A 15,600-nucleotide genomic window follows, 5' to 3' on the forward strand; every position below is an offset into this window, starting at 1 on the left:
CGTGGCCCCCGTGAGCCTCGCCCGCTCCCGCACCGTCTGGGAGGAAGGTCGTGCCCCCGGCGTCGAGATGGTCGCCCTCGGGGCCGCGCTGACGTTGACCCTGGCCGTGACGGACCTGCTGCTCACCGAGCGGCTGGGCCTGATCTTCGACGTCGCCTTCGTGCTGCTGTGCGTCGGCCTGGCGCTCGCGGTGCACCTGCACGACAGCTTCACCATCGGCGTGCTGCCCCCGCTGTTGATGCTGGGCGTGTGCCTGCTCTTCGCCGTCTCCGAGCGCGCCGCCGTCGCCCGCGCCGACGACACCGTGCTCCAGGCGACGGTGTCCGGACTCTCCCACCACAGCGGGGCCCTCGCGCTCGGCTACGCCGCCGCCCTCGGCGTGCTGTGGGTGCGGCACCGGGTGCAGCGGCAGCGGCCGGCCTGAGCCGGGCCCGGCCGGAGACGGGGGCCCGGCCGGAGACGGGGGGCTCAGTCCGCGAAGCGTCCGGGGTCGCCGGCCCCCACCCGCAGCACCTCCGGTGCGCCCTCGCTGAAGTCCACCACCGTCGTCGGCGAGGCCGTCACCTCCCCGGCCTCCACCACGATGTCGAGCTCGTGGTCGAGGTCCTCCTTGATCTCCCAGCCCATCGTGCGCGGCTCGGTCTCGCCCGGCAGGATCAGGGTGCTGCTCAGCAGCGGCTCCCCGAGCTCGGCCAGCAGCGCCTGCACGAAGGCGTGGTCGGGGATCCGCACCCCCACCGTCCGCTTCTTGGCGTGCAGCAGCCGGCGCGGCACCTCCGGCGTGCCCGGCAGGATGAAGGTGTAGGGGCCCGGCGTGACCGCACGGATCGCCCGGAACGCCGCGTTGTCGACGTGCACCAGCTGCCCCAGCTGGGAGAAGTCGCGGCACAGCAGGGTGAAGTGGTGCCGCTCGTCGAGCCCCCGCACCCGCAGGATCCGGTCCCGCCCCTCCTTGTTGCCGATCCGCGAGCCCAGGGCGTAGCCGGAGTCGGTGGGGTAGGCGATCAGCGCGTCGTCGCGCAGCGCGGCCACGATCTGGGCGAGCAGGCGGGGCTGCGGGTTGTCGGGATGCACGTCGAGGAAGCGGGCCACCGGACCATCCTGTCACCGATACCGCCCCGGACCGACAGGGCCGACCGATGCCGCCCGGACCGACGGGCCACATCGACGGGGCTGATCGGCACGTGTCCGGGCGATGAACTCTCACCGATCTCCTCGGTGGGGCACAGTGGACCCACGGGAAGGCGCGTGAGGATGGGGACCAGCACCCGCAGGTCGTCGGTCCACGACGCGCCGCCCCCGACCTCGACCGTCCCTGGAGAGCCGCCATGACCACGCCCGACCCCTCGGTCCCCCGCCGCCGGCGGATCGCCTTCGTGCTGCCGGTCTACCACGAGGAGGAGGGCATCGCGGCCTTCCACGAGGCGCTCACGACCACGATGGCGGCCCGGCCCGACCTCGACACCGAGTACCTCTACGTCGACGACGGCAGCCGCGACGACTCGCTGGCCCATCTGCTGAAGCTGCGCGAGGACGACGACCGGGTCACCGTGCTGAGCCTGTCGCGCAACTTCGGCCACCAGATCGCGGTCACCGCGGGTCTCGACGCCGCCGGCACCGCCGATGCGGTGATCATCATGGACACCGACCTGCAGGACCCGCCGCCGGTCTGCCTGCAGCTCATCGAGGCGTGGGAGGCGGGCGCCGACGTCGTCTTCGCCCAGCGCCGCAGCCGCCAGGACACCCGCTTCAAGAAGGTCACCGCCCACGCCTACTACTGGGTGCTGGACCGGCTGGCCGACACCGAGATCCCCCGGGACGTGGGCGACTTCCGGCTCATGGACGCCCGGGTGGTGGCCGAGGTGGGCCGCTACCGCGAGAAGGACCGGTTCCTGCGCGGCATCGTGGCCCATGTCGGCTTCCGGCAGGAGGCGGTGCTCTTCGACCGCGACCCGCGCTACGCCGGGGAGTCCGGATACCCGCTGCGCAAGATGCTGTCCTTCGCCACCAGCGGGATCATCGGGTTCTCCACCGCCCCGCTGCGCTGGATCTCCAAGCTCGGCTTCGCGATCTCCTTCGTCTCGGTCCTGCTCGCGGCCTACGTCTTCGGCGTGCGCGTGTTCAACCCCGAGGAGTCGGTGCCCGGCTGGGCGTTCCTCGGCGTCGGCATGTTCCTGCTCAGCGGGTTGCAGCTGATCATGATGGGCGTCATCGGCACCTACCTCGGTCGCGTCTACGCCGAGGCCCAGGACCGCCCGCTGTACTCCCTGCAGCTCGCGGCCCGCGGACCCCGGCAGGACCCGCGCTGAGCACGCTGCTGCGGTTCGCCGGCGTCGGCGTCGTCAACACCGCCCTCGACGTCGGCCTGTTCGTGCTGCTCCAGCCGCACTGGGGCACGGTGCCGGCGAACTTCGCCTCCACCAGCGCGGGCATGTGCGTGAGCTTCGTGGCCAACGGTCTGCTCACCTTCGGCGCCGATCGGCTCACCTGGCGCCAGGCCGGGCTCTTCCTGATCACCACAGGTGCGGTGATGTGGCTGCTGCAGCCGGTGGCGATCACCCTCGGCCTGCACGTGGCCGACGCGCTCGGGGCGGCGCCGCAGGCGCGGACCACCCTGCTGGTGGTCAAGCTCGGCTCGATCGGGGTCAGCCTGGCGGCGAACTTCCTCGCCTACCGGTACGTCGTGTGGCCCGCCAGGCGGGCCGACGCCGGGGTCAGTGGCGCCCCGCGGCCTTGAGGTCGCGACGCAGCTCCACGGGCAGGGCGAAGATCAGCGACTCCTCGGCCGACTGCACGGTGCGCACGTCGGGGTAGCCGCGCTCGGCGAGGAAGGCGAGCACGCCCTCGACCAGCGCCTCGGGCACCGACGCGCCCGAGGTGACCGACACCGTCGAGACGCCCTCCAGCCAGGCCTCGTCGATCTCGCTGGCGTCGTCCACGCGGTAGGAGGCCCCGGCCCCGGCCTCGAGCGCCACCTCGACCAGCCGCACCGAGTTGGAGGAGTTCCCCGAGCCGACGACGATCACGAGGTCGGACTCGGCCGCGATCTCCTTGACCGCCAGCTGCCGGTTCTGGGTGGCGTAGCAGATGTCGTCCGAGGGCGGGTCGAGCAGCTGCGGGAAGCGCTCGCGGATGGCCGCGACCGTCGCCATCGTCTCGTCCACCGAGAGCGTGGTCTGCGAGAGCCACGCGACGCGGGCGGGGTCGCGCACCACGATGCCGGCGACGTCCTCGGGACGCTCCACGAGCTGGATGTGGTCGGGCGCCTCCCCCGCCGTGCCCTCGACCTCCTCGTGTCCGGCGTGACCGATGAGCAGGATGTCGTAGTCCTCGGCGGCGAAGCGACGCGCCTCGTGGTGCACCTTGGTGACCAGCGGGCAGGTGGCGTCGATCGTCTTGAGCGAGCGCTCCTCGGCCTGCCGGTGCACCTCGGGCGAGACCCCGTGGGCGGAGAAGACGACGGTGGCCCCGGGCGGCACCTCGGCGAGCTCCTCGACGAACACCGCGCCGCGCGCCTCGAGGTCGGCCACCACGTGCTTGTTGTGGACGATCTGCTTGCGCACGTAGACGGGCGAGCCGTAGAGGTCCAGCGCCTTCTCGACGGTGACCACGGCCCGGTCGACGCCGGCGCAGTAGCCGCGCGGCGCGGCCAGCAGCACGGCGCGCTCAGCCTCCTCGGGCGAGAGGACAGCAGGGGTGCCGAGGTCGGTGCTCATGCCTCCATCCTAGGGCGCGGCCCGCGACGCTCCCGCACCGAAGCGACAGGGCCCGTCACCGTGATCGGTGACGGGCCCTGTCGGCGTGCGGTGCTGCGGGTGAGGGTCAGGCCTTCTCGGCGTCGCCCTCGGTGTCGGCCTCGGCGGCCGGCTCGTCGGCCTCGGCCGCGGCGGGGGACTCGTCCTCCAGGGTCGCCTCGGCGTCCTCGGTGACGACGTCGGCCTCGACCTCGGGGGTCTCCTCGACGGCCTCGGCGGGGGCCTCGGCGGGCTCCTCCTTGGCCAGCGCGGGAGCGGCCGGCTTCGCGGCGGGCGCCTTCGGGCTGTAGGCCTCGGTCACGAGCTCGATGACCGCCATGGGGGCGTTGTCGCCCTTGCGGGGGCCGATCTTGGTGATGCGGGTGTAGCCACCGGGACGCTCGGCGAAGCCGGGACCGATCTCGGTGAACAGGGTGTGCACGACGCCCTTGTCACGGATGACCTTGAGGACCTCGCGACGCTGGTGCAGCGGGTTCTCGCCGGCGTGGGCCTTGCGCGCCTTGGTGATCAGCTTCTCGGCGTAGGGCCGCAGCAGGCGGGCCTTGGCCTCGGTGGTGGTGATCCGGCCGTGCTCGAACAGCTGGGTGGCCAGGTTCGACAGGATCAGGCGCTGGTGGGCGGGGCTGCCGCCGAGGCGGGCGCCCTTCTTCGGTGCGGGCATGGTGCGACTCGTTTCTCCGAAGCCGTGTCAGGTACTCCGGTAGGGGTGGTGCGGCGCCCGGCCGGACCGACCGGGCGCCTGGAGAGGAAGGGGTGGATCAGTACTGCTCGTCCTCGACGAACGCGTCGTCGTCGTCGTCGCCGTAGGCGGCCAGGGCGGCGTGCGGGTCGAAGCCGGGGGCGCTGTCCTTGAGGGACAGGCCCATCTCGACCAGCTTGGCCTTGACCTCGTCGATCGACTTGGCACCGAAGTTGCGGATGTCGAGCAGGTCCTGCTCCGAGCGGCTGATGAGCTCACCCACGGTGTGGATGCCCTCGCGCTTGAGGCAGTTGTAGGACCGGACCGTCAGCTGCAGGTCCTCGACCGGGAGGGCGAGATCGGCGGCGAGCTGCTCGTCCACCGGCGAGGGGCCGATGTCGATGCCCTCGGCCTCGACGTTGAGCTCACGGGCCAGGCCGAACAGCTCCACCAGCGTCTTGCCCGCCGAGGCGAGCGCGTCGCGCGGCAGGATGGAGGGCTTGGTCTCGACGTCGATGATCAGCTTGTCGAAGTCGGTGCGCTGCTCGACACGGGTGGCCTCGACCTTGTAGGTGACCTTCAGCACGGGGCTGTAGATCGAGTCGACGGGCATCCGGCCGATCTCGTTGTCCGCGCCCTTGTTCTGGACCGCGGAGACGTAGCCGCGGCCACGCTCGACGACCAGCTCCATCTCCAGCTTGCCCTTGTCGGACAGCGTGGCGATCTTGAGGTCGGGGTTGTGCACCTCGACGCCGGCCGGCGGCGCGATGTCGGCGGCGGTGACGTCCCCCGCGCCGGACTTGCGCAGGTACATCGTGACGGGCTCGTCGTGCTCGGAGGAGACGACCAGGCCCTTGAGGTTGAGGATGATCTCGGTGACGTCCTCCTTCACGCCCTCCACGGTGGAGAACTCGTGCAGGACGGAGTCGATCTTGATGCTGGTGACCGCCGCACCGGGGATCGAGGAGAGCAGCGTGCGACGCAGCGAGTTGCCGAGGGTGTAGCCGAAGCCCGGCTCGAGGGGCTCGATGACGAACCGCGAGCGGAACTCGTCGACGACGTCCTCGGACAGGGTGGGGCGCTGTGCGATGAGCACTGTGGCGTTCCTTTCCGGGCCCGACCGCTATATGAGGGACCCGAACCGTGATGGGTGGGGACTCCGGTCGGGCCGACCCCGAGGGCCGGCCCGACCGGGCGGTGTCACTTCTTGGAGTAGTACTCCACGATGAGCTGCTCCTGGATGGGCAGGTCGATCTGCTCGCGCACGGGCACCTGGTGGACCAGGATCCGCATCTGCGAGGGGACGGCCTGCAGCCACGCCGGGACGATGCGCTCGCCGTGCGTCTCGCGGGCCACGATGAACGGGGTCATCTCCCACGACTTCTGGCGCACGTCGATGATGTCGTACTGGGTGACCTGGTACGACGGGATGTCGACCTTCTTGCCGTTGACCAGGAAGTGGCCGTGGACCACGAGCTGGCGGGCGTGGCGGCGGGTGCGGGCGAACCCGGCACGGTAGACCACGTTGTCCAGCCGGCACTCGAGGAGCTGGAGCAGGTTGTCGCCGGTCTTGCCCTGACGACGCGCCGCCTCCTCGTAGTAGCGGTGGAACTGCTTCTCCATCACGCCGTAGGTGAAGCGGGCCTTCTGCTTCTCCTGCAGCTGGTTGCGGTACTCGCTCTCCTTGACCCGCGCGCGGCCGTGCTGGCCGGGAGGGTAGGGGCGCTTCTCGAACGCACTGTCGCCACCGACGAGGTCGACCCCCAGACGGCGGGACTTGCGGGTCATGGGACCGGTGTAGCGGGCCATGTCAGTCTCCTATCGGTCTCGTGGTCAGACGCGCCGGCGCTTGGGCGGGCGGCAGCCGTTGTGCGGGGCGGGGGTGACGTCCTGGATGGTGCCGACCTCGAGGCCGATGGCACCCAGGGAGCGGATCGCGGTCTCGCGGCCCGAACCCGGACCCTTGACGAAGACGTCGATCTTCTTCATCCCGTGCTCCATCGCACGGCGACCGGCGGCCTCGGCGGCCATCTGGGCGGCGTACGGGGTGGACTTGCGCGAGCCCTTGAAGCCGACGGTGCCGGCGGAGGCCCACGAGATCACGGCCCCGGTGGGGTCGGTGATCGTGACGATCGTGTTGTTGAACGTGCTCTTGATGTGGGCCTCGCCCTGAGCGACGTTCTTCTTCTCCTTGCGGCGGACCTTCTTGGCCGCAGCCGCGCGAGCCTTGGGAGGCATCTGTTCTCCTGGTGTGAGCTGGTCTGGTGAGCGGGAAGTTCAGTGATCGGGGCGCGAGCGCCGCGGGGTCACTTCTTCTTCTTGCCGGCGACCGTGCGCTTGGGACCCTTGCGGGTGCGGGCGTTGGTCTTGGTGCGCTGACCGCGAACCGGGAGGTTCTGGCGGTGACGGCGCCCCTGGTAGCAGCCGATCTCGATCTTGCGACGGATGTCGGCCTGGACCTCGCGGCGAAGGTCACCCTCCACCTTGAACTCCTGGGCCTCGATCTCGTCGCGGAGCTTGACCAGCTCCGCGTCACCCAGCTGGTGGACCCGCAGGTTGGGGTCGACACCGGTCAGCTCGAGGAGCTGCTGAGCGCGGGTACGGCCGATGCCGTAGATGTAGGTCAGGGCGATCTCGATGCGCTTGTCGCGCGGGAGGTCGACCCCCATGAGGCGTGCCATGTCGATGGCCTTTCGTGGTGCGCAGCGGTGTCGGACGTGACGCGTCCCGTGGAGGTTCCGTCGGGCTCCGGCCTGCTGCTCCGGAGGTGGGTGCGCCACCCGACGAGGCGGGTGGGCGATGCGGTCACGCTGGTGAGGTGTTCAGTTGTGGCGCCGTGCGGCGCTCAGCAGCGGGCTCAGCCCTGGCGCTGCTTGTGACGCGGGTTCTCGCAGATCACCATGACGCGGCCGTGGCGACGGATCACCTTGCACTTGTCACAGATCGGCTTGACACTCGGGTTGACCTTCATGTCAGCCCTCTCTTCGTTGGGTCGGCTGGTTACTTGTAGCGGTAGACGATCCGACCCCGGGTGAGGTCGTACGGCGACAGCTCCACCACCACACGGTCCTCGGGGAGGATCCGGATGTAGTGCTGGCGCATCTTGCCGCTGATGTGCGCGAGAACCTTGTGGCCGTTGCTCAGCTCGACGCGGAACATGGCATTCGGAAGGGCCTCCACAACGGTGCCCTCGATCTCGATCACGCCTTCTTTCTTCGGCATGTCCTCACAATTCGATTCGGGGATGGTGTCTACCGTGGCCCGGGAACCTTCGCAGGACGCGGACGTCCTGGATGGACCTCATGTGGCCGTGACGGGAGCCCCTTCCCGGGACGGATCCCGGGCAGCCGCGAGGCACCACGAAACAGACCCATGTTGGGCCGACATGCCAGCATAGGTCGCCGCGGCGCCGGAACACGAATCGGCGCCGCCGGCCCCACCCTCAGGAGGGCGCGCCGCAGGCCAGTCCGCGGGCGCCGAGGCCGGCACGTCCGCCGTCCAGCGCGGTGAGCACCCACGGCCCGTCGGGGGTGGGGGTGACCGTGTGCTCGAAGTGCGCCGCCCACGACCCGTCGACGCTCACGACCGTCCACTCGTCGTCGAGCACGTCGGTCTCGTCGGTGCCGAGGGTGACCATCGGCTCGATCGCCAGCGCCAGGCCGGCCACCAGGCGCGGCCCGCGGCCCGGGCGCCCGAGGTTCGGCACGTCGGGCGGCTGGTGCATCGCCGAGCCGATGCCGTGCCCGGTGTAGTCGGGCACGATGCCGTACTCCCCCGCCGCCCGCACCGCGCGCTCGACGGCATGGGAGACGTCGCCGAGCCGACCGCCCATCCGGACCGCGCCCAGGCCCGCCCACAGCGCGTCCTCGGCGACGCGCAACAGCGTGGCGACGTCGTCGGCCACCGGACCCACCGGCACAGTGGTGGCGGCGTCGCCGTGGAAGCCCTCCACGATCGCACCGCAGTCGATCGAGACGATGTCCCCGGCCTGCAGCACCCGGTCACCGGGCACCCCGTGCACGACCTGGTCGTTCACCGACGCGCAGATCGTGGCCGGGTAGGGCGGGTGGCTGTAGCCCTTGAACGACGGGATCGCGCCGCTGCGGCGGATGTGCTCCTCGGCCAGGGCGTCGAGCTCGCCCGTGGTGATGCCGGGGCGCACGGCCTCGCGCAGCAGCTCCAGGGTCTCCCCGACGACGACGCCGGCGCGCCGCATGAACTGCAGCTGCGCCGGCGTCTTGATCTCGATGCCGCGCTCACGCCACATCGCACGACCCGTCGTCGGTGGTGGCGCCGGTCAGGACTGCGACCGCTGGTCGAGCGCGGCGAAGAGCCGCCCGGTGACCTCGCCGACCTCGCCCATGCCGTCGACCTCGACGAGCAGGCCGCGCTCACGGTAGACGTCGATCAAGGGCGCGGTCTGCTCGAGGTAGACCTCCTGGCGACGCCGGATGACGTCCTCGGTGTCGTCGGCCCGGCCGTCGGTGAGAGCGCGCTGCAACAGTCGCTGCACCAGCTCCTCGGAGTTCACGGTGAGCACCGCGACGACGTCGAGCCGGTGGCCGGTGGCCTCGATCATGGCGTCGAGCTCGTGCACCTGGGCGACCGTGCGCGGGTAGCCGTCGAGCAGGAAACCCGGCTCGGCGTCGGGCTCGGCGATGCGGTTGCGCACCATCGAGTTGGTCACCTCGTCGGGGACGTACTCGCCGGCGTCCATGTAGCGCTTGGCCTCGACGCCCAGGGGTGTGCCCTGGGAGACGTTGGCGCGGAAGATGTCGCCGGTGGAGATCGCCGGGATGCCGAAGTGGTCGGCGACGAACGTGGCCTGGGTGCCCTTGCCGGCTCCCGGGGGGCCCATGAGGATCAACCTCAACGCAGGAATCCTTCGTAGTTGCGCTGCTGGAGCTGGCTCTCGATCTGCTTCACCGTGTCGAGGGCGACGCCGACCATGATGAGGATCGAGGTGCCGCCGAACGGGAAGTTCTGGCTGGCGTTGATCAGCACGAGCGCGATCAGCGGGATCAACGAGATGAAGCCGAGGTAGAGCGCGCCCGGCAGCGTGATGCGGGACAGGACGTAGGACAGGTAGTCCTCGGTCGGCTTGCCCGCCCGGATCCCGGGGATGAAGCCGCCGTACTTCTTCATGTTGTCGGCCACCTCTTGCGGGTTGAAGGTGATCGAGACGTAGAAGTAGGTGAAGAAGATGATGAGGGCGAAGAAGGTCGCCATGTACAGCGGGTGGTCGCCCCTGACGAAGTGCTCGTCGATCCAGTTGAGGATCTCGGGCCGGTCGGCGTTCTGGTTGAACTGCGTCGCCAGGGCCGGCAGGTAGAGCAGCGAGCTGGCGAAGATCACCGGGATGATGCCGGCCTGGTTGACCTTGAGCGGGATGTAGGTCGAGGAGCCGCCGAACATCTTGCGACCGACCATCCGGCGCGCGTACTGCACCGGGATGCGGCGCTGGGCCTGCTCGATGAAGATGACGCCGGCGATGATCACCAGGCCGATCGCGATCACGATGCCGAAGACCCACCAGCCCTCGCTCTGGCCCACGTTCCACAGCTGGCCGGGGAACGTCGCCACGACCTGGGTGAAGATCAGGATCGACATGCCGTTGCCCACGCCGCGGTCGGTGATGAGCTCGCCGAGCCACATGATCACCGCGGTGCCCGCGGTCATCACGATCACCATGATCACGAAGGTCGAGAGCTTGTCGTCGTGCAGCAGCGGCTCGGTGCAGTTCTGCAGCAGCCCGCCGGACTGCGCGAGCGCGACGATGCCCGTGGCCTGCAGCAGCGCCAGGCCCAGGGTGAGGTAGCGCGTGTACTGGGTGATCTTGGTCTGGCCCGCCTGACCCTCCTTCTTCAGCGCCTCGAGTCGCGGGATGACCACGACGAGCAGCTGCAGGATGATGCTGGCGGTGATGTAGGGCATGATCCCGAGCGCGAAGATGGTGAGCTGCAGCAGCGCACCCCCCGAGAACAGGTTGATCAGGTTGTAGATCCCCTGGTTGTTGGCGTCGTCACCGAGGCAGCGCTCGATGGCGGCGACGTCGACACCCGGGGCGGGGATCTGCGAACCGGCCCGGAAGATCACGATGATCATCAGGACGAACAGGATCTTCTTGCGAAGGTCCGGGGTCCGGAAGGCGTTGATGAACGCGCTGAGCACGATTCCTCTTTCTGGCGATGTCAACGGCGGGGCACGGGGCCCGTCGCAGCCTAACAGGGGCCGCCGCAGCGGCCCGCGTCCGACCGGTGCCGCCGGGATGCGGCGAGATGCCACGAGGGCGCCGCCGTGTGCGACACAGCGGCGCCCTCGGAGGCGTTGCAGCAGGGATCAGGCGACGGTGGCCGAACCGCCGGCCGCCTCGATCTTCTCCTTGGCCGAGGCGGAGAACGCCTGGGCCGTGATGTCGACCTTGACACCGATCTTGCCCTCACCGAGGACCTTGACCGGCTGGCCCTTCCGGACCGCGCCGCGCTCGACGAGGGAGGCGACGGTGACCTCGCCGCCCTCGGGGTAGAGCGCGTTGATCTTGTCGAGGTTGACGACCTGGAAGGTCACCTTGAAGGGGTTCTTGAAGCCCTTCAGCTTGGGCAGGCGCATGTGGATGGGCATCTGGCCACCCTCGAACGCCACCGGCACCTGGTACCGGGCCTTGGTGCCCTTGGTACCGCGGCCCGCGGTCTTGCCCTTGGAGCCCTCACCGCGACCGACGCGGATCTTGGCCTTCTTCGCGCCGGGAGCCGGCTTGAGGTGGTGCAGCTTCAGCGTCATGTCAGTCGACCTCCTCGACCGTCACGAGGTGACGGACGGTGTGGACCATGCCGCGGATCTCGGGCCGGTCCTCCTTGATGACCACGTCACCGATGCGCTTGAGACCCAGCGACCGGACGGTCTCACGCTGGTTCTGCTTGCACCCGATGACCGACTTCGTCTGGGTGACCTTCAGCTGCGCCATCACGCACCTGCCCCGGCGCTCGCGGCGGCGACCGCCGCCCGCTCGCCCTCGGCCTTGGCCTTGAGCATCGCGGCGGGCGCGACGCTCTCGACCGGCAGGCCACGACGCGACGCGACGGCCTCGGGCTGCTCGAGCAGCTTGAGGGCCTCCACGGTGGCGTGGACGATGTTGATCTGGTTGGACGAGCCGAGCGACTTGCTCAGCACGTCGTGGATGCCGGCGCACTCCAGCACCGCGCGCACCGGGCCACCGGCGATGACACCGGTACCGGGGGCGGCGGGGCGCAGGAACACCACACCGGCGGCCTTCTCACCCTGGACGGGGTGCGGGATGGTGCCCTGGATGCGGGGGACGCGGAAGAAGTTCTTCTTCGCCTCCTCCACGCCCTTGGCGATCGCCGCGGGCACCTCCTTGGCCTTGCCGTAGCCGACGCCGACCAGACCCTCCCCGTCACCGACGATCACGAGGGCGGTGAAGCTGAAGCGACGACCACCCTTGACGACCTTGGCGACACGGTTGATCGCGACGACGCGCTCGAGGTACTGGCTCTTCTCAGCACCCTGTCCGCGACCACCGTCGCGCCCACGGCCCTGACGGTCGCCGCCCCCACGCTGTCCGCGCTGGGCTCCGCTCATGAGACTCTTCTCCTCAATCGATTCTTGCTGACCGTCAGAACGACAGCCCGCCGGAGCGGGCGCCGTCGGCCAGGGCCGCGATCCGGCCGTGGTACTTGTTGCCGGCACGGTCGAAGACGACGGACTCGACGCCCTTCGCCTTGGCCCGCTCGGCCACCAGCTCGCCCACGCGCGTGGCCTTGGCGGTCTTGTCGCCGGCCAGGGCGCGCAGGTCGGCCTCCATCGAGGAGGCCGAGGCCAGCGTCTTGCCCACGGAGTCGTCGACGACCTGGACGGTGATGTGCTTGGAGCTGCGGGTGACGACCAGACGGGGACGCTCGGCGGTCCCGTTGATCTTCTTGCGACCCCGCATCTGCCGCTTGAGCCGCGAGCGCAGTCGGGCGGAGGCGTGCTTCTGCTGCTTGAGCTTGATGGCCATTACTTGCCAGCCTTTCCGACCTTCTTGCGGACGACCTCGCCCGCGTAGCGCACACCCTTGCCCTTGTAGGGCTCGGGCTTGCGCAGCTTGCGGATGTTGGCGGCGACCTCGCCGACCAACTGCTTGTCGATGCCGACGACACCGAACTTGGTGGGGCCCTCGACGTTGAAGGTGATGCCCTCGGGCGCGTCGATGATCACCGGGTGGCTGAAGCCGAGCTGGAACTCCAGCTGCGTGGGGCCCTTGGAGAGCACGCGGTAACCCACGCCCACGATCTCGAGCTTCTTCTCGTAGCCGTCGGTCACACCGACGACCATGTTGTTCACCAGGGTCCGGGTCAGGCCGTGGAGGGACTTGCTGACCCGCTCGTCGTCGGGCCGCTTGACCTCGAGGACGCCGTCGGCCTGCTCGATGGTGATCGGGCTCGGGACGGTGTGGGACAGCGTGCCCTTGGGACCCTTGACGGTCAGGTGGGCGCCATCGATGTCGATGTTCACTCCCGACGGGACCGGGACGGGGAGCTTGCCAATGCGCGACATGCTTCGTATCTCCTTATCGCGGTCTCGGGGTCACCAGACGTAGGCGAGGACTTCGCCGCCCACGCCCTTCTGGTTCGCCTGGCGGTCGGTGAGCAGGCCCTGGCTGGTCGAGATGATCGCGACGCCGAGGCCGCCGAGCACCTTGGGCAGCTGGGTGTGCTTGGCGTACACCCGGAGGCCGGGCTTGCTGATGCGGCGCACGCCGGAGAGCGAGCGCTCGCGGTTGCGGCCGTACTTCAGCGTGATGGTGAGCACCTTGCCGACGCCGTTCTCGTTGTCGGCGACGTCGAAGGCGGCGATGTAGCCCTCGGCCTTGAGGACCTCGGCGACACCCTGCTTGAGCTTGCTGTAGGGCATCGACACGGAGTCGTGGTACGCCGAGTTGGCGTTGCGCAGACGCGTCAGCATGTCTGCGATCGGGTCAGTCATGGTCATGGCTGGGAAACTCTTTCTTCTGCGGTTTCGCGTGCTCGCGGGGAGGACGCGACCTTCAGCGGTTCGTGATGGTGGTGCTCACCAGGAGGACTTGGTGACGCCGGGCAGCTCACCGCGGTGGGCCATCTCGCGCAGGCAGATGCGGCACAGGCCGAACTTGCGGTACACGGCCTTGGGCCGGCCGCAGCGCTGGCAGCGGGTGTAGGCGCGCACGGCGTACTTGGGCTTGCGGGCCGCCTTGACCTTGAGGGCAGTCTTCGCCATGTCAGTTCTCCTTGAAGGGGAAGCCGAGCTGCTTCAGCAGCGCACGGCCCTGCTCGTCGTTGGTGGCGGTGGTGACGATGGTGATGTCCATCCCGCGCTGGCGGTCGACCTTGTCCTGGTCGATCTCGTGGAACATGACCTGCTCGGTGAGACCGAAGGTGTAGTTGCCACGGCCGTCGAACTGGTTCGGGTTCAGGCCGCGGAAGTCGCGGATGCGCGGCAGCGCGAGCGACAGCAGCCGGTCGAGGAACTCCCACATCCGGTCACCGCGCAGCGTGACGTGCGTGCCGATCGGCATGCCCTCACGCAGCTTGAACTGCGCGATGGACTTGCGGGCCCGGGTCACGGCCGGCTTCTGGCCGGTGATCGCGGTGAGGTCGCGGATGGCGCCCTCGATCAGCTTGGAGTCGCGGGCGGCCTCGCCCACACCCATGTTGACCACGATCTTGACCAGGCCGGGGACCTGCATCGCGTTGGGGATCTCGAACTGCGCGGTGAGCGCGGGCACGATCTCCTCGCGGTAGCGGGTCTTCAGGCGCGGGGTGATCTTCTCGGAGACGGTCTCGGTCATCTCAGATCTCCTTGCCGGTCTTGCGCGAGATGCGCACCGAGCGGGTCGAGGTGTAGGTCGACCCGTCGGGGCGACGCTTGGTGACCTCCTCGCGACGGAAGCCGATGCGGGTGACGCCGTCACCCTCGACGAGCATCACGTTGGAGACGTGGATCGGGGCCTCGGTGGTGATGATGCCGCCGGTGTTGCCGGCGCCCTGGTTCACGACCTTGGTGTGCTTCTTGATCCGGTTGACGCCCTCGACGATCACCCGCTGCTCCTCGCGGAGCACCCGGATGACCTTGCCCTCGGCACCCTTGTCCTTGCCCGCGATCACCTTGACGGTGTCGCCCTTCTTGATGTTGATGCTGGGGTTCTTGGCCATCACAGCACCTCCGGGGCGAGCGAGATGATCTTCATGTACTTCTTCTCGCGCAGCTCACGGCCCACGGGGCCGAAGATGCGGGTACCACGGGGCTCGCCGTCGTTCTTGAGGATCACCGCGGCGTTCTCGTCGAAGCGGATGTAGGACCCATCGGCCCGACGACGCTCCTTGACGGTCCGCACGATGACCGCCTTGACGACGTCACCCTTCTTCACGTTGCCGCCGGGGATCGCGTCCTTGACGGTGGCGACGATGACGTCGCCGATCCCGGCGTAGCGCCGACCCGAGCCGCCGAGCACGCGGATGCAGAGGATCTCCTTGGCACCCGTGTTGTCGGCGACCTTGAGTCGCGACTCCTGCTGAATCACTGGTTTCTCCTTGTCGCCCGGTTCTCACCCGCGGGTGAGCCTGGGGGAACGGGTTGTTACTTGGCCTTCTCGAGGATCTGCACGAGACGCCAACGCTTGGTGGCCGAGAGCGGGCGGGTCTCCATGAGGAGCACGCGGTCGCCGACGCCGCACTCGTTGTTCTCGTCGTGGGCCTTGAGCCGGCTGGTGCGGCGCATGACCTTGCCGTACATGGCGTGCTTGACGCGGTCCTCGACCACGACCACGACGGTCTTGTCCATCTTGTTGCTCACGACCAGGCCCTCACGGGTCTTGCGCGAGTTGCGCTCGTCGGCGCTGACCTGCTCGCTCACGCGGCACCGTCCTCGTTGCTCGAGCCCGGCGCCACGCGGATCCCGAGCTCGCGCTCACGGACCACGGTGTAGATGCGGGCGATGTCCTTCTTGACCGTACGGAGCCGACCGTGGCTCTCCAGCTGACCGGTGGCCGCCTGGAAGCGCAGGTTGAACAGCTCCTCCTTGGCCTCGCGCAGCTTGGCCTCGAGGTCGACGTCGTTGAGCTCGTCGAGCTCGTGGGCGAGGTTCGCCATCAGAACTCACCGGCCTCTCGGGTGATGAAGCGGCACTTCA

General features: G+C 69.2%; 27 protein-coding genes. 3 read left to right on the forward strand and 24 right to left on the reverse strand.

Annotation, left to right across the window (positions count from 1 at the left end; all coding sequences use genetic code 11):
* Positions 1 to 10 precede the first annotated feature (10 nt).
* Positions 11 to 424 (forward strand): DUF6542 domain-containing protein, encoded by a 414-nt coding sequence (locus tag ACERUJ_RS00805; RefSeq protein ID WP_370246530.1) that lies wholly within the window; start codon positions 11 to 13, stop codon positions 422 to 424.
* Between the two features lie 44 nt (positions 425 to 468).
* On the opposite strand, the gene ACERUJ_RS00810 is transcribed toward ACERUJ_RS00805, so the two are convergent.
* Positions 469 to 1,092, reverse strand: a complete 624-nt coding sequence (locus tag ACERUJ_RS00810; RefSeq protein WP_370246531.1) for an L-threonylcarbamoyladenylate synthase — start codon at positions 1,090 to 1,092, stop codon at positions 469 to 471.
* Between the two features lie 236 nt (positions 1,093 to 1,328).
* On the opposite strand from ACERUJ_RS00810, the gene ACERUJ_RS00815 reads away from it, so the two are divergent.
* Together ACERUJ_RS00815 and ACERUJ_RS00820 are read left to right on the forward strand one after the other, a co-directional pair.
* On the forward strand, positions 1,329 to 2,309 hold the full coding sequence (locus ACERUJ_RS00815; protein ID WP_370246532.1) for a glycosyltransferase family 2 protein: 981 nt from the start codon (positions 1,329 to 1,331) through the stop codon (positions 2,307 to 2,309).
* Between the two features lie 8 nt (positions 2,310 to 2,317).
* Complete coding sequence (locus tag ACERUJ_RS00820; protein ID WP_370246555.1) at positions 2,318 to 2,737, forward strand: GtrA family protein; 420 nt, start codon at positions 2,318 to 2,320, stop codon at positions 2,735 to 2,737.
* Here ACERUJ_RS00820 and ACERUJ_RS00825 read toward each other — a convergent pair.
* From ACERUJ_RS00825 to rpmC, 23 genes are all read right to left on the reverse strand, one after another.
* A complete protein-coding gene (locus ACERUJ_RS00825; protein WP_370246533.1) occupies positions 2,715 to 3,716 on the reverse strand; it encodes a 4-hydroxy-3-methylbut-2-enyl diphosphate reductase in 1,002 nt (333 codons plus the stop codon). The two genes, ACERUJ_RS00820 and ACERUJ_RS00825, sit on opposite strands and share 23 nt — an antisense overlap.
* Before the next feature lie 106 nt (positions 3,717 to 3,822).
* Positions 3,823 to 4,416, reverse strand: a complete 594-nt coding sequence (rplQ, locus tag ACERUJ_RS00830; protein WP_370246534.1) for a 50S ribosomal protein L17 — start codon at positions 4,414 to 4,416, stop codon at positions 3,823 to 3,825.
* Positions 4,417 to 4,513: 97 nt separating this feature from the next.
* Positions 4,514 to 5,530 (reverse strand): DNA-directed RNA polymerase subunit alpha, encoded by a 1,017-nt coding sequence (locus ACERUJ_RS00835; protein ID WP_370246536.1) that lies wholly within the window; start codon positions 5,528 to 5,530, stop codon positions 4,514 to 4,516.
* A 104-nt stretch (positions 5,531 to 5,634) separates the two neighbouring features.
* Positions 5,635 to 6,243, reverse strand: coding sequence for a 30S ribosomal protein S4 (gene rpsD / locus ACERUJ_RS00840; protein ID WP_370246537.1), 609 nt, complete (start codon positions 6,241 to 6,243; stop codon positions 5,635 to 5,637).
* 24 nt (positions 6,244 to 6,267) lie between these two features.
* The gene (rpsK, locus tag ACERUJ_RS00845; protein WP_370246538.1) at positions 6,268 to 6,672 is read right to left on the reverse strand and encodes a 30S ribosomal protein S11; all 405 of its coding nucleotides are present in this window, start codon (positions 6,670 to 6,672) and stop codon (positions 6,268 to 6,270) included.
* A gap of 68 nt (positions 6,673 to 6,740) precedes the next feature.
* Positions 6,741 to 7,115 (reverse strand): 30S ribosomal protein S13, encoded by a 375-nt coding sequence (gene rpsM / locus ACERUJ_RS00850; RefSeq protein ID WP_370246539.1) that lies wholly within the window; start codon positions 7,113 to 7,115, stop codon positions 6,741 to 6,743.
* Positions 7,116 to 7,291: 176 nt separating this feature from the next.
* Positions 7,292 to 7,405 (reverse strand): 50S ribosomal protein L36, encoded by a 114-nt coding sequence (gene rpmJ / locus ACERUJ_RS00855; RefSeq protein WP_004008316.1) that lies wholly within the window; start codon positions 7,403 to 7,405, stop codon positions 7,292 to 7,294.
* A gap of 29 nt (positions 7,406 to 7,434) precedes the next feature.
* Positions 7,435 to 7,656, reverse strand: a complete 222-nt coding sequence (gene infA, locus ACERUJ_RS00860; protein WP_011757309.1) for a translation initiation factor IF-1 — start codon at positions 7,654 to 7,656, stop codon at positions 7,435 to 7,437.
* 220 nt (positions 7,657 to 7,876) lie between these two features.
* Positions 7,877 to 8,701: a type I methionyl aminopeptidase gene (gene map, locus ACERUJ_RS00865; RefSeq protein WP_370246540.1), complete on the reverse strand. Its 825-nt coding sequence runs from the start codon at positions 8,699 to 8,701 to the stop codon at positions 7,877 to 7,879.
* 30 nt (positions 8,702 to 8,731) lie between these two features.
* Entirely contained in the window at positions 8,732 to 9,307 is a 576-nt protein-coding gene (locus tag ACERUJ_RS00870) for an adenylate kinase (RefSeq protein WP_370246541.1), read from the reverse strand.
* On the reverse strand, positions 9,304 to 10,605 hold the full coding sequence (gene secY / locus ACERUJ_RS00875) for a preprotein translocase subunit SecY (protein ID WP_370246542.1): 1,302 nt from the start codon (positions 10,603 to 10,605) through the stop codon (positions 9,304 to 9,306). The genes ACERUJ_RS00870 and secY overlap by 4 nt, the downstream gene beginning before the upstream one ends.
* Before the next feature lie 168 nt (positions 10,606 to 10,773).
* Positions 10,774 to 11,214: a 50S ribosomal protein L15 gene (rplO, locus tag ACERUJ_RS00880; protein ID WP_370246543.1), complete on the reverse strand. Its 441-nt coding sequence runs from the start codon at positions 11,212 to 11,214 to the stop codon at positions 10,774 to 10,776.
* 1 nt (position 11,215) lies between these two features.
* Positions 11,216 to 11,398, reverse strand: a complete 183-nt coding sequence (gene rpmD / locus ACERUJ_RS00885) for a 50S ribosomal protein L30 (RefSeq protein ID WP_370246544.1) — start codon at positions 11,396 to 11,398, stop codon at positions 11,216 to 11,218.
* On the reverse strand, positions 11,398 to 12,033 hold the full coding sequence (rpsE, locus tag ACERUJ_RS00890; RefSeq protein WP_370246545.1) for a 30S ribosomal protein S5: 636 nt from the start codon (positions 12,031 to 12,033) through the stop codon (positions 11,398 to 11,400). The genes rpmD and rpsE overlap by 1 nt, the downstream gene beginning before the upstream one ends.
* A gap of 34 nt (positions 12,034 to 12,067) precedes the next feature.
* Positions 12,068 to 12,451 carry a 50S ribosomal protein L18 gene (gene rplR, locus ACERUJ_RS00895; RefSeq protein WP_370246546.1) on the reverse strand — a complete coding sequence of 128 codons (384 nt, stop codon included), beginning with the start codon at positions 12,449 to 12,451 and terminating at the stop codon, positions 12,068 to 12,070.
* Positions 12,451 to 12,990 carry a 50S ribosomal protein L6 gene (gene rplF, locus ACERUJ_RS00900; RefSeq protein ID WP_370246547.1) on the reverse strand — a complete coding sequence of 180 codons (540 nt, stop codon included), beginning with the start codon at positions 12,988 to 12,990 and terminating at the stop codon, positions 12,451 to 12,453. Before rplF ends, rplR begins: the two co-directional genes overlap by 1 nt.
* Positions 12,991 to 13,020: 30 nt before the next feature.
* A complete protein-coding gene (rpsH, locus tag ACERUJ_RS00905) occupies positions 13,021 to 13,425 on the reverse strand; it encodes a 30S ribosomal protein S8 (protein ID WP_370246548.1) in 405 nt (134 codons plus the stop codon).
* Between the two features lie 78 nt (positions 13,426 to 13,503).
* Complete coding sequence (locus ACERUJ_RS00910) at positions 13,504 to 13,689, reverse strand: type Z 30S ribosomal protein S14 (RefSeq protein ID WP_224128370.1); 186 nt, start codon at positions 13,687 to 13,689, stop codon at positions 13,504 to 13,506.
* A 1-nt stretch (position 13,690) separates the two neighbouring features.
* Positions 13,691 to 14,260 (reverse strand): 50S ribosomal protein L5, encoded by a 570-nt coding sequence (rplE, locus tag ACERUJ_RS00915; RefSeq protein WP_370246549.1) that lies wholly within the window; start codon positions 14,258 to 14,260, stop codon positions 13,691 to 13,693.
* Position 14,261: 1 nt separating this feature from the next.
* Complete coding sequence (rplX, locus tag ACERUJ_RS00920) at positions 14,262 to 14,624, reverse strand: 50S ribosomal protein L24 (RefSeq protein WP_370246550.1); 363 nt, start codon at positions 14,622 to 14,624, stop codon at positions 14,262 to 14,264.
* Entirely contained in the window at positions 14,624 to 14,992 is a 369-nt protein-coding gene (gene rplN / locus ACERUJ_RS00925) for a 50S ribosomal protein L14 (RefSeq protein ID WP_370246551.1), read from the reverse strand. Before rplN ends, rplX begins: the two co-directional genes overlap by 1 nt.
* Positions 14,993 to 15,048: 56 nt before the next feature.
* A complete protein-coding gene (rpsQ, locus tag ACERUJ_RS00930; protein WP_370246552.1) occupies positions 15,049 to 15,324 on the reverse strand; it encodes a 30S ribosomal protein S17 in 276 nt (91 codons plus the stop codon).
* Entirely contained in the window at positions 15,321 to 15,560 is a 240-nt protein-coding gene (gene rpmC, locus ACERUJ_RS00935; RefSeq protein WP_370246553.1) for a 50S ribosomal protein L29, read from the reverse strand. The genes rpsQ and rpmC overlap by 4 nt, the downstream gene beginning before the upstream one ends.
* Positions 15,561 to 15,600 lie beyond the last annotated feature (40 nt).

The organism is Nocardioides sp. (assembly GCF_964228225.1).
Classification (GTDB): domain Bacteria; phylum Actinomycetota; class Actinomycetes; order Propionibacteriales; family Nocardioidaceae; genus Nocardioides.

Bases quoted from the DNA above. Each gene is read 5' to 3' on its own strand.
- rplR (WP_370246546.1), bottom strand. From the start codon at position 12,451: ATGGCCATCAAGCTCAAGCAGCAGAAGCACGCCTCCGCCCGACTGCGC.
- rpmD (WP_370246544.1), bottom strand. From the start codon at position 11,398: ATGGCGCAGCTGAAGGTCACCCAGACGAAGTCGGTCATCGGGTGCAAG.
- map (WP_370246540.1), bottom strand. From the start codon at position 8,701: ATGTGGCGTGAGCGCGGCATCGAGATCAAGACGCCGGCGCAGCTGCAG.
- infA (WP_011757309.1), bottom strand. From the start codon at position 7,656: ATGCCGAAGAAAGAAGGCGTGATCGAGATCGAGGGCACCGTTGTGGAG.
- ACERUJ_RS00910 (WP_224128370.1), bottom strand. From the start codon at position 13,689: ATGGCGAAGACTGCCCTCAAGGTCAAGGCGGCCCGCAAGCCCAAGTAC.
- rpsE (WP_370246545.1), bottom strand. From the start codon at position 12,033: ATGAGCGGAGCCCAGCGCGGACAGCGTGGGGGCGGCGACCGTCAGGGC.
- ACERUJ_RS00815 (WP_370246532.1), top strand. From the start codon at position 1,329: ATGACCACGCCCGACCCCTCGGTCCCCCGCCGCCGGCGGATCGCCTTC.
- rplQ (WP_370246534.1), bottom strand. From the start codon at position 4,416: ATGCCCGCACCGAAGAAGGGCGCCCGCCTCGGCGGCAGCCCCGCCCAC.
- rpmC (WP_370246553.1), bottom strand. From the start codon at position 15,560: ATGGCGAACCTCGCCCACGAGCTCGACGAGCTCAACGACGTCGACCTC.
- rplX (WP_370246550.1), bottom strand. From the start codon at position 14,624: ATGGCCAAGAACCCCAGCATCAACATCAAGAAGGGCGACACCGTCAAG.
- rpsD (WP_370246537.1), bottom strand. From the start codon at position 6,243: ATGGCCCGCTACACCGGTCCCATGACCCGCAAGTCCCGCCGTCTGGGG.
- rpsK (WP_370246538.1), bottom strand. From the start codon at position 6,672: ATGCCTCCCAAGGCTCGCGCGGCTGCGGCCAAGAAGGTCCGCCGCAAG.
- rplF (WP_370246547.1), bottom strand. From the start codon at position 12,990: ATGTCGCGCATTGGCAAGCTCCCCGTCCCGGTCCCGTCGGGAGTGAAC.
- ACERUJ_RS00825 (WP_370246533.1), bottom strand. From the start codon at position 3,716: ATGAGCACCGACCTCGGCACCCCTGCTGTCCTCTCGCCCGAGGAGGCT.
- rplE (WP_370246549.1), bottom strand. From the start codon at position 14,260: ATGACCGAGACCGTCTCCGAGAAGATCACCCCGCGCCTGAAGACCCGC.
- rplO (WP_370246543.1), bottom strand. From the start codon at position 11,214: ATGACGCTGAAGCTGCACCACCTCAAGCCGGCTCCCGGCGCGAAGAAG.
- rpsH (WP_370246548.1), bottom strand. From the start codon at position 13,425: ATGACCATGACTGACCCGATCGCAGACATGCTGACGCGTCTGCGCAAC.
- rpsM (WP_370246539.1), bottom strand. From the start codon at position 7,115: ATGGCACGCCTCATGGGGGTCGACCTCCCGCGCGACAAGCGCATCGAG.
- rpmJ (WP_004008316.1), bottom strand. From the start codon at position 7,405: ATGAAGGTCAACCCGAGTGTCAAGCCGATCTGTGACAAGTGCAAGGTG.